The organism is Streptomyces sp. NPDC001027, assembly GCF_040299045.1.
Taxonomy (GTDB): Bacteria; Actinomycetota; Actinomycetes; order Streptomycetales; family Streptomycetaceae; genus Streptomyces.
Genome location: NZ_JBEPBI010000274.1, coordinates 1 through 9,904 on the forward strand (window position 1 = coordinate 1; position 9,904 = coordinate 9,904).

The window sequence follows — 9,904 nt, forward strand, 5'->3', positions numbered from 1 at the left end:
GGTAAACCGATCGGTTTCTCGATGCAAGCGCCATGGGCGGCGCATCCGTGCGCGGATGGCCGGGCCCGGCCGTGATCACCGGGGCTCCCGCGCGGAAACCGATCTGTTTTCAAGGGGGCGGAATCGCGTTAACCTCGCCGTATGACCGCCGACGTGAAGTCAAGTCCCCGAGAGCGGCTGCTGGAGGCGGCGGCCACGCTCACCTACCGAGACGGCGTCGGCGTCGGCGTCGACGCGCTGTGCAAGGCGGCGGGGGTGTCGAAGCGCTCCATGTACCAGCTGTTCGAGAGCAAGGACCACCTGCTCGCGGCGAGCCTCGAGGAACGCGCAGCCGCCTACGTGGTGACGCTGCTGCCTCCGGCCGACGGCGACCGTTCGCCCCGCGAGCGGATCATGCACGTGTTCGACCGGTTGGCGTCGGAGGCGGGCGCCCCCGACTTCCAGGGGTGTCGGTTCCTGGCCGTGCAGATCGAGCTCAAGGATCAGAGTCACCCCGCGAGCCGGGTGGCCCACCGGGTCAAGGAGAACCTGACCGCCTTCTTCCGCGCCGAGGCCGAACGGGGCGGGGCGAGCGACCCGGACCTGCTGGCCCGCCAGCTGATCCTGATCTTCGACGGCGCCAGCGCCCGTGCGGGAATCAAGGCCGACACGCCCACAGGTCTGGTCGCTCCCACGGTGACGGTCCTGCTCGACGCCGCGGGCGTGCGCTGACGCGTCGCGCTCGTCCCGAGCTCTCGCGGGAGTCCGGATCTCGCTGACCCTCCCGCCGTGGAAAGGGAGTTGAGAGGCCGAGCCGCGTCCGGCAGGGGTCGTCGAGGCGGTCGTGCGTTGCTTTCGGATGACGGCAATGTTGCGGAAACCCTTGACGAGCCCTCTCTGGCTGCGTAGATATGTCAGCGCAGTCATGTCAGCGCAGTCATACCGAACGACAGCGTTGCGCGACTGCCGGAGATCAGGAGAGACCCATGGCACGACTGGCAGGCCGCAGCACCGGCGCCGCACCACGCAGCATCGACGTGGCGCGGCTGGCGGGCGTCTCGCAGAAGACGGTGTCCAGGGTCATGAACGGTGAGCAGTACGTCTCCGGCGATGTGCGCCGACGTGTCCTGGAAGCCGCTGAGACCCTCGGCTACCGGCTGAACCACGCCGCTCGGGCACTGGCCTCGGGCCGAACCCGGTCCATCGGCGTGGTGACGCTCGGCACGGCGCTCTACGGCCCCGCCTCGCTGCTGATGGGCCTGGAGCGGGCCGTGCGGGACACGGGTTACACGCTCCGCGTGGTCAACACCGTGGAGGGCGACGCCGCGGGCATCGCCGGCGCCGTCGACTCGCTCCTCGACCAGGGCGTGGACGGCATCGTCATCTCCGAGCCGATCGACGAGGAGGGCGACACCGACCTCGCGATCCCCGTCGACGTGCCGTTCCTGATCCTCGGGGCGCCGCCGCCGTTCGCCGTCCGGCGGGTGGTGACCGCCGGTCTCGTCGCCCACCAGCTGGCCCGGGCCGTCACGGAGCATCTGCTCGGCCTCGGGCACCCGACCGTCCACCACCTCGCCGGTCCGCAGCGCTGGTTCGCGGCCAGGGACCGGATGGAGGGCTGGCGGGCGACGCTGGCCGCCCACGGCAGGCGCGAACCGCCGGTGATCGCAGGCGACTGGTCGGCCGCCTCCGGGTACCGCGCGGGACGCGAGCTGGCCGAGGACCATGACGTCACGGCGGTGTTCGCCGCCAACGACGACATGGCGATCGGCCTGATCCGCGGCCTGCTGGAAGCGGGCCGACGGGTACCGGAGGAGATCAGCGTCGTCGGTCTGGACGACATACCGGTGGCCGCCTATGTGACCCCGCCGCTGACGACGGTGCGCCAGCCGTTCGACGCGACGGCGCAGGACGGCCTCAAGCGACTGGTGCATGCCATCGAGCACCCGGACTCGGACCCCATCCCTGCGGAAGACCCGCCGGTCAACCTCGTGGTCCGCTCCTCGACGGCGCCCCCGCCGAACCGCACGACCGCGTCCGCCCGGACGCCCCCCGCTCCCCGGGAGACCCCGGTCTGACCGCCCGGCGCCCGCACCGGGTCCCTCGATCACGATGGGAGATCAGCCCACCCACAGCCCGTAGCCACAGCCCAGGACGCGCCGCGCTCGTCCGCCTCCACACACACCCGCACCCCACACCCACCCGCACCCGAGTGCGCGAGCCGGCCCGGCCGTATCCGGCCGTCGCCGCGCCCACTCACCGGCGCGGGGCCCGGACACCGCTCCCCGAGCCGCCTGCCCGGGCCCCCGCCCCGCCTCCTTCCTCCCGCCTCCCGCCTCCCCGGGCGTGAGCCCTTCTGCCGGCTGACGAGCGTCACGTGCTCGGCCGCGCGAGGAATCCCCCGCACCTCGCCGGCCCCGCCGTCCCGCCCGTCGAACCCAGCCTCCAGACGTTCCGACAGCACGTCGCCCTGTGCGCCGATTTCCCTACGCCCTCTGCGGAGTCCACCATGTCGAAATTCCTCTCAGCCGCCTCCTCGGCATCCCTGAACCGCCGTGGCTTCCTCGCCGCGACCGGAGCCCTGACGCTCGCGAGCGCCCTCTCCGCCTGCGGCGGCGGTGACAGCGGCTCCGGCGGCTCCTCCGCCAAGGCGGTCAGTCAGGCCGACATCGACAAGGCCATGAAGACGCCCACCGAGCTGACGTTCTGGACCTGGGTCCCGAACATCGACAAGGAGGTCGCGCTCTTCCAGCAGAAGTACCCGGCCATCAAGGTCAAGGTGGTCAACGCCGGTCAGGGCACGCCGCAGTACACCAAGCTGCGCACGGCGCTGAAGGCCGGCAGCGGCGCCCCCGACATGGTCCAGATCGAGTACCAGGCGATCCCGACGTTCACGATCACCAACAGCCTGCTGGACCTTCGGCCCTACGGCGCCGCCGCGTTGAAGAACACCTTCGTCGACTGGACCTGGGGCCAGGTCAGCGGCACGAACGGCGAGGTGTGGGCGATCCCGCAGGACACCGGCCCGATGGGGATGCTCTACCGGCAGGACATCTTCGACAAGCACGGCATCGCCGTCCCCGCCACCTGGGACGAGTTCGCCGCCGCCGCCCGCAAGCTCCACAAGGCCGACCCCGACGTCTACCTCACCAACCTCGCCGCCAACCAGGTCGCCGCCTGGCACGGTCTGCTGTGGCAGGCGGGCGCCAAGCCGTACGTCACCTCCGGCAAGAGCGACATCACCATCAGCGTCGACGACGCCGTCTCGCAGAAGCTCGGCGCCTTCTGGGGCGGCCTGGCGAAGGAAGGGGTCATCGGCGTCGAACCCGACTTCACCGACTCCTGGTACGCCGCGCTCAACAAGGGCAAGTACGCCACCTGGATCACCGCGGCCTGGGGCCCCGTCTTCCTCTCCGGCTCCGCCAAGGCCACCTCGGGCAAGTGGCGAGCGGCTCCGCTGCCGCAGTGGGACGCGTCGAAGCCGAGCTCGGGCAACTGGGGAGGTTCGACCACCGCCGTCATCCGGTCCACCAAGAACCCCATCGCGGCCGCCCTGTTCGCGCAGTTCCTCAACAGCGACCCGGCCAGCGCGAAGATGTTCGCCACCGAGCAGTTCTTCTTCCCCGCGACCAAGGCCCTGCTCACGGACGCCTCGTTCGTGGGCGACGCGCCGGCCTTCTACGGCGGCCAGAAGGTGAACAAGGTCTTCGCCGACATCAGCTCCACGGTCAGCTCCTCCTTCCAGTGGCCGCCGTTCCTCGACCAGGCGGCCACCGACTGGACCGAGACGGTCGGCAAGTCCCTGGCCGACGGCGCCGACACCGCCCGCGCGCTCGGGACCTGGCAGTCGAGGCTCACCACCTACGCCAAGAAGCAGGGCTTCACCGTCCACTGACGGTCCGCCTCCGCCGGGTCCCGCTCCACGGCGCGGGACCCGTCCCGGCGCCACCCTCCCTCGCCACCCGACCACCCTCTGCTCAGAAAGGGCCGATGATGATGACCGCCACACCCACGGCCTCCCCGAAGGGCCGGCTCCGAGACGGGCCGAGACGCCCCGGGCGCGGCGGCGCGAGCCGGCGCCGGTCGGCAGGGCCGCTGTTCGTCGCACCGTTCATGGTGCTGTTCCTCCTGCTCTTCCTCGCGCCGCTCGGCTACGCCGCCTACCTCAGCCTCTTCCAGGAGCGTCTGATCGGCGGGACGGCGTTCGTCGGCCTCGACAACTACACCCAGGCCCTCACCGATGAGCAGTTCCTGCATGGCGTCGGCCGTGTGGCGCTGTTCTTCGTGATCCAGGTGCCTCTGATGCTGCTGCTGGCCCTGCTGTTCGCGCTGGCCCTCGACAGCGGCCTGCTGCGGCTCGCCCGGGTGATCCGGCTCGGCATCTTCGTGCCGTACGCCGTGCCGAGCGTGGTGGCCTCGCTCATGTGGGGCTACCTGTACGGCCCGGACTTCGGCCCGTTCGCCCAGATCGCCCGGAAGGTGAGCCTGCCCGTCCCCGACTTCCTCAGCGACGGCTGGATGCTCGGCAGCCTGGCCAACATCGTGACCTGGGAGTTCGTCGGCTACAACATGATCATCCTGTACGCCGCGCTGCGCACGATCCCCACCGAGCTGTACGAGGCCGCGGCCATGGACGGCGCGGGCGCCTGGCGCATCGCCTGGTCGATCAAGATCCCGGCCCTGCGCCCTGCGCTCCTGCTCACCCTGCTGTTCTCCGTCATCGGCAGCTTCCAGCTGTTCAACGAGCCCAAGCTGCTGATGAACATCGCCCCGGACGTCATCACGAGCTCCTACACCGCCAACCTCTATGCGTACACGCTCGCCTTCACCGGCCAGCAGGTCAACTACGCGGCCACGGTCTCCTTCCTCCTCGGCCTCGTCATCGTGATCGCCTCCTACGCCGTCCTGCTCACCGCGAACCGCAGGAGGACCCCGTGACCGCCCTCACGCCCCCGGCCACCGTCGCACCGACCGACGAGCGCACCGCCGGCACGGACCGCGGCACGCGACGCCGGTCCTCGGGCCGCCGCCGCAGCACCCCGCTGACCATCGCGATGCTGGCCGCCCTCGCCTACTTCCTCCTCCCGCTGCTCTGGCTGCTGATCGCGTCGACCAAGAGCACACAGGACCTGTTCAACACCTTCGGCCTGTGGTTCTCGCACGCTCCGCAACTGCTGACCAACCTCGGCGACACCTTCACCCAGGACGACGGCGTCTTCGTGCGCTGGCTGCTCAACACGGTCGTGTACGCGGGCGTCAGCGCGGTCGGCGCCGCTCTCCTCGCCGCCGCGGGCGGTTACGGCTTCTCCAAGTTCCGCTTCCGCGGCGACCGCACCGCCTTCAACCTGGTGCTCGGGGCGGTCATGGTGCCGACCACGGCCCTCGCGATCCCGACCTATCTGCTCTTCGCGAAGGCGGGCCTGGTCAACACCCCGTGGGCGATCATCCTGCCCTCCCTCGTCAACCCCTTCGGCCTCTATCTGATGCGCGTCTATGCCGAGGACGCGGTCCCGGACAGCATCCTCGAGGCCGCCCGCATCGACGGCGCCGGCGAGGCCCGGATCTTCTTCCGCATCGTCCTCAGACTGCTGAGCCCCGGACTGGTGACCGTCCTGCTGTTCACCCTGGTCGCGACCTGGAACAACTACTTCCTGCCGTTGATCATGCTGAACGACCCGGATCTCTACCCGGTCACCGTGGGCCTCTCCTCGTGGGCGGCTCAGGCGCAGAACGGCGGAGCGGGCGCCAGCAGCGACATGTTCGCCCTGGTCGTGACCGGCTCCCTGATCTCGATCGTCCCGCTCGTCGTGGCGTTCCTGCTGCTCCAGCGGTACTGGCAGAGCGGCCTCGCATCCGGCGGCGTCAAGCAGTAGCCCGCGCCCATCACCCCCACTCCACGTCTTCTCGGAGGTTTCCCCCCATGGCGGCTCTGCCTGCCCGTGTCCTGTTCGGCGCCGCGTACTACCACGAGTACACGCCCGCCTACGATCCCGAACTCCAGCCGGACGAACGGCTGAAGACCGACCTGGACCTGATGGCCGAGGCGCACTTCAACGTCATCCGGGTCGGCGAGTCGGTCTGGTCGACCTGGGAGCCGGAGAACGGCCGCTTCGACCTCGACTGGCTCCAGCCCGTCCTCGACGGCGCCCACGAACGCGGCATCTCCGTCATCCTCGGCACCCCGACGTACGCCGCACCGCCGTGGCTGGCCCGCCAGTACCCGGAGATCACCGCCGAGCGCGCCACCGGCCGGCGCATGGGCTGGGGCGCCCGACAGGAGATCGACTTCACCCACCCCGCGTTCCGGTTCCACGCCGAGCGGGTGATCCGCAAGATCGCCGCACGCTACGCCGACCACCCGGCGGTCATCGGCTGGCAGGTCGACAACGAACCGGGCCTGCACCTCTTCCACAACCACGGTGTCTTCCAGCGGTTCGTGGACCACCTGCGGGAGAAGTACGGCGACGTCGAGACGCTGAACCGCGAGTGGGGCCTGGTCTACTGGTCGCACCGGCTGTCCGACTGGTCCGACCTGTGGACGCCCGACGGCAACGAACAGCCCCAGTACGACGTCGCCTGGCGGGAGTTCCAGGCCCGCCAGGTCACCGAGTTCATCGGCTGGCAGGCCGACATCGTCCGCGAGCACGCCCTCGACGGGCAGTTCGTCACCACCTGCATCTCGTACACCCGCCAGGGGGTGGCCGACGACGAGCTCGCCGCCCGTCTCGACATCGCCTCCGGCAACCCGTACTACGACATGCAGGACGGACTCCTGCTCCCCGACCCCACCCCCGACGCCCACGAGCAGGTCTGGAAGACCACCGGCGTCTGGTCGATGTACCAGACCGCCGACTGGATGTTCTCCTCCCGCCAGGAGCCCTTCCTCGTCACCGAGACCAACGCCCAGTCCATCGGCTTCCCGTGGGACAACCGGCCCGGCTACGACGGCCAGTGGCGCCAGGCGGCCTGGGCGCATGTGGCGCGCGGCGCGCGGATGATCGAGTACTGGCAGTGGCAGACCCTGCGCTTCGGCGCGGAGACCTACTGGGGCGGCGTCCTCCCGCACAGCGGACAGCCGGGCCGCACGTACGCCGAAGTGGCCCGTCTGGGCGCGGAGTTCGAGAAGGCCGGCCCGCTGGTCGCCGGACTCGAACCGGACGCCGACATCACGATGGTCTACTCGACGCCGAGCAAGTGGCTCATGCAGAAGTACCCGCCGCTCGCGACCCCGGAGGGCGGACCGGACGCCGCCGCCTACCACCGCCTCTTCGACCCCTTCTACCGCGGCGCCTTCGACGCGCGCCGTCAGGTGCGGATCCTGCACGCCCGGCAACTGGGGGAGCTGACCGCGCAGGAGGCCGTACGGCGCCACCCGGTCCTCGTCGTCCCGGCGCTGTACGTCGTCGACGACGTCACCCTCGACCGGCTGGCGGCCTACGCCGATGCGGGCGGTCACCTGGTCCTCGGACCCCGCACCGGTTACGCCGACCACGAGGCCCGGGCCCGGCTCACCCCCGCCCCCGGCCGCCTCGCCGACGCGGCGGGGGCGACGTACGACGAGTTCAGCAACCTCCACCGGGAGGTCCCCGTGCGCGATGCGCCCGGCAGCCCGCTGCGGCTCCCGGAGTCCGCCGCCGCGACCCACTGGATCGAGTGCCTGAACGTCACCGACGCCGAGGTGCTCGCCGGGTACGACCACCCGCACTTCGGCCGCTGGCCGGCCGTCACCACCCGGCCCCACGGCGCGGGCCGGGTCACCGCCGTCGGCACGGCGCCGGGCCGCGACCTCGCCCGGGCGCTCGCCGAATGGCTGGCGCCCGCCCCGGGCCACGGGTGGCAGGACCTTCCCGAGTCGGTCACCGCGACGACCGGCGTCTCTCCCGACGGCCGCCGGGTCCACATCGTTCACAACTGGAGCTGGGAGCCCGCACGCGTGAGCGCGCCGGCCGATCTCTCCGACGTTCTGGACGGCACGTCCGTTCCCGCCGGCGCACCGCTCGAGCTCGGTCCCTGGGACGTCCGCGTGCTGATCACCGCGACACCGTGATTTCCCCGAAGGAGGGGCAGTGAAGAGACGTACCGCAGCGAAGGCGCTGGGCAGCTCCATCGCGGCAGCGGCATTGCTGGCCGGCTCCGTGGTCGGCGCGCAGGCGTACAACCCCACGGGCGGCACCATGTACCAGCTGGGCGGCGAGCCGTGTCTGAAGGGGCGGGGCAACTGCGCGGTCTACCCGAAGTCGGCCGAGCTCCCGAGCGGGCGGCTGGTCGCGTCGTTCGAGAAGTCGACGGTCGTGACGTCGTCGGGCAGCGCGGCCGGACAGACCCTCCCGGTCTACAAGAGCGACGACGACGGAACGAGCTGGCAGCCACTGTCGGAGGTCAAGGCGCCCGCCTACCTCTCCAAGGACCCGAAGTACGCCAAGTACACGAGCAACTGGACCAACCCCTACCTGTACGTCCTGCCGCAGAAGGTCGGCGGGATGAAGGCCGGCACGCTCCTCCTGGCCAGTGTCGTCTCCGGTGACGACCACTACTACACGGAGCACAAGGCGGCCGACCCGAACTGGACCCCGTCCAACGACGGCGACCGCAGCGATCTGGCCATCGCCCTGTACTCCAGCACCGACGACGGCAGGACCTGGAAGATCGTCAACGTCGTGGCGACGGGCGGCTGGCAGGGCGGCAGCGCGGGCGCGGTCGGGCAGAACGTCGCCGCCGCCAACGAGAACCGGCAGGTGGACCCGCTCTGGGAGCCCTACCTGATGGTCTACAAGGGCAAGCTGGTCTGCTACTACTCCGACGAGAACGACTACGTCGGCTTCGACCCGGCCACCGGCGTCCCCGAGCCGGACCCGGACAACGACACGGCCGCCGACTCGCACGGCCAGATCCTCGTGCACCGGACCTGGGACGGCAGGAGCACCGACTGGAGCGCCCCCGTCGTCGACGTCTCCGGATCCGTCCAGGACATGGGCGGCGGCAAGACCGAGACGGGCGGCGGCCGCCCCGGCATGACCAACGTCGTGCCCACGGCCGACGGCAAGTGGATGCTCACCTTCGAGTACTGGGGCGGCGGGGCCAACACCCGCTATGTCATCGCCGACGACCCGCTGAAGTTCTTCCGGGGCAGCCAGACGGGCATGTCGGTCGGCTCGCTGCCGGTCGTCGCCGGTTCCCGTCCGCTCGCGGGCGGCGGCAGCCCGGTGCTGATCCGGCTCCCCGACGGACGCCTGGTCTACAACGCGGCGAACAGCGGCAGCGTCTGGGTCAACGACAGCGGACGCAGCGACGGTGTGTGGACGGAGTACCAGACGACGTCGCCCGCCGGCTACAGCCGCAACCTCCAGTACGTCGAAGGCACCGGCCGCGTGGCGATCCTCAACAACCAGGGCACGTCCACGATCGCCTTCGCCGAGGTCGACCACGGCGAGTCGGTCGGCGCCTACTACCGGCTGGTCAACCGCAGGACCGGCCAGGTGATCGGCACCGGCAACAGGACGAACGACGCGAACCTCGGCAACGGGAACACGCCGGACGTGGCCCTGGAGGACTCCGGCGCGGCGGCGAACCCGTACACCCAGTACTGGCACGTGGTGACCGAGCCCGACGGCGGCACGACCCTGCTGAACAGGTCGGGCGGTCGTGCCGCGGCCGTCTGGACGGGCAACGCCACCGCCGGGCAGCGCATCGGCCAGTGGGTCGACAACAGCCCGACCGGCAGCTGGAACCTCGTCAAGAGCTCCGACGGCTCCTACAAGCTGCAGGCCGTCAAGAACACGAGCCTCTTCCTGACGGGCGCGTCCGCGTCGGCGCCGCTGACCCTGCAGACCGCGGCCGACGACGGCTCGCAGGACTGGAGGCTCGTCCGCTAGCCCCTGGTCGTGCGGCACCGGGGCCGGACCCACCACCGAGCGCGCAACCACCG

General features: G+C 70.7%; 7 protein-coding genes. All 7 read left to right on the plus strand.

Annotated elements, in window-relative coordinates; all coding sequences use genetic code 11:
• The first annotated feature begins 141 nt into the window (after window positions 1-141).
• The 7 genes from ABT300_RS37545 (at window position 142) to ABT300_RS37575 (ending at window position 9,851) form a co-directional block, all read left to right on the plus strand.
• Entirely contained in the window at window positions 142-711 is a 570-nt protein-coding gene (locus ABT300_RS37545; protein WP_351685795.1) for a TetR/AcrR family transcriptional regulator, read from the plus strand.
• A gap of 254 nt (window positions 712-965) precedes the next feature.
• Window positions 966-2,057, plus strand: coding sequence for a LacI family DNA-binding transcriptional regulator (locus ABT300_RS37550; protein WP_351685797.1), 1,092 nt, complete (start codon window positions 966-968; stop codon window positions 2,055-2,057).
• Window positions 2,058-2,488: 431 nt separating this feature from the next.
• A complete protein-coding gene (locus ABT300_RS37555; RefSeq protein ID WP_351685799.1) occupies window positions 2,489-3,874 on the plus strand; it encodes an ABC transporter substrate-binding protein in 1,386 nt (461 codons plus the stop codon).
• Between the two features lie 98 nt (window positions 3,875-3,972).
• On the plus strand, window positions 3,973-4,917 hold the full coding sequence (locus ABT300_RS37560; protein ID WP_452990060.1) for a carbohydrate ABC transporter permease: 945 nt from the start codon (window positions 3,973-3,975) through the stop codon (window positions 4,915-4,917).
• Window positions 4,914-5,852, plus strand: coding sequence for a carbohydrate ABC transporter permease (locus tag ABT300_RS37565; protein ID WP_351685803.1), 939 nt, complete (start codon window positions 4,914-4,916; stop codon window positions 5,850-5,852). Before ABT300_RS37560 ends, ABT300_RS37565 begins: the two co-directional genes overlap by 4 nt.
• A 47-nt stretch (window positions 5,853-5,899) precedes the next feature.
• Window positions 5,900-8,026 (plus strand): beta-galactosidase, encoded by a 2,127-nt coding sequence (locus tag ABT300_RS37570; protein ID WP_351685805.1) that lies wholly within the window; start codon window positions 5,900-5,902, stop codon window positions 8,024-8,026.
• A gap of 127 nt (window positions 8,027-8,153) precedes the next feature.
• Window positions 8,154-9,851, plus strand: a complete 1,698-nt coding sequence (locus ABT300_RS37575; RefSeq protein ID WP_351685807.1) for an RICIN domain-containing protein — start codon at window positions 8,154-8,156, stop codon at window positions 9,849-9,851.
• Window positions 9,852-9,904: the final 53 nt, after the last annotated feature.

Bases quoted from the DNA above. Each gene is read 5' to 3' on its own strand.
- ABT300_RS37555 (WP_351685799.1), top strand. From the start codon at position 2,489: ATGTCGAAATTCCTCTCAGCCGCCTCCTCGGCATCCCTGAACCGCCGT.
- ABT300_RS37570 (WP_351685805.1), top strand. From the start codon at position 5,900: ATGGCGGCTCTGCCTGCCCGTGTCCTGTTCGGCGCCGCGTACTACCAC.
- ABT300_RS37575 (WP_351685807.1), top strand. From the start codon at position 8,154: ATGTACCAGCTGGGCGGCGAGCCGTGTCTGAAGGGGCGGGGCAACTGC.
- ABT300_RS37560 (WP_452990060.1), top strand. From the start codon at position 3,973: ATGATGACCGCCACACCCACGGCCTCCCCGAAGGGCCGGCTCCGAGAC.
- ABT300_RS37545 (WP_351685795.1), top strand. From the start codon at position 142: ATGACCGCCGACGTGAAGTCAAGTCCCCGAGAGCGGCTGCTGGAGGCG.
- ABT300_RS37550 (WP_351685797.1), top strand. From the start codon at position 966: ATGGCACGACTGGCAGGCCGCAGCACCGGCGCCGCACCACGCAGCATC.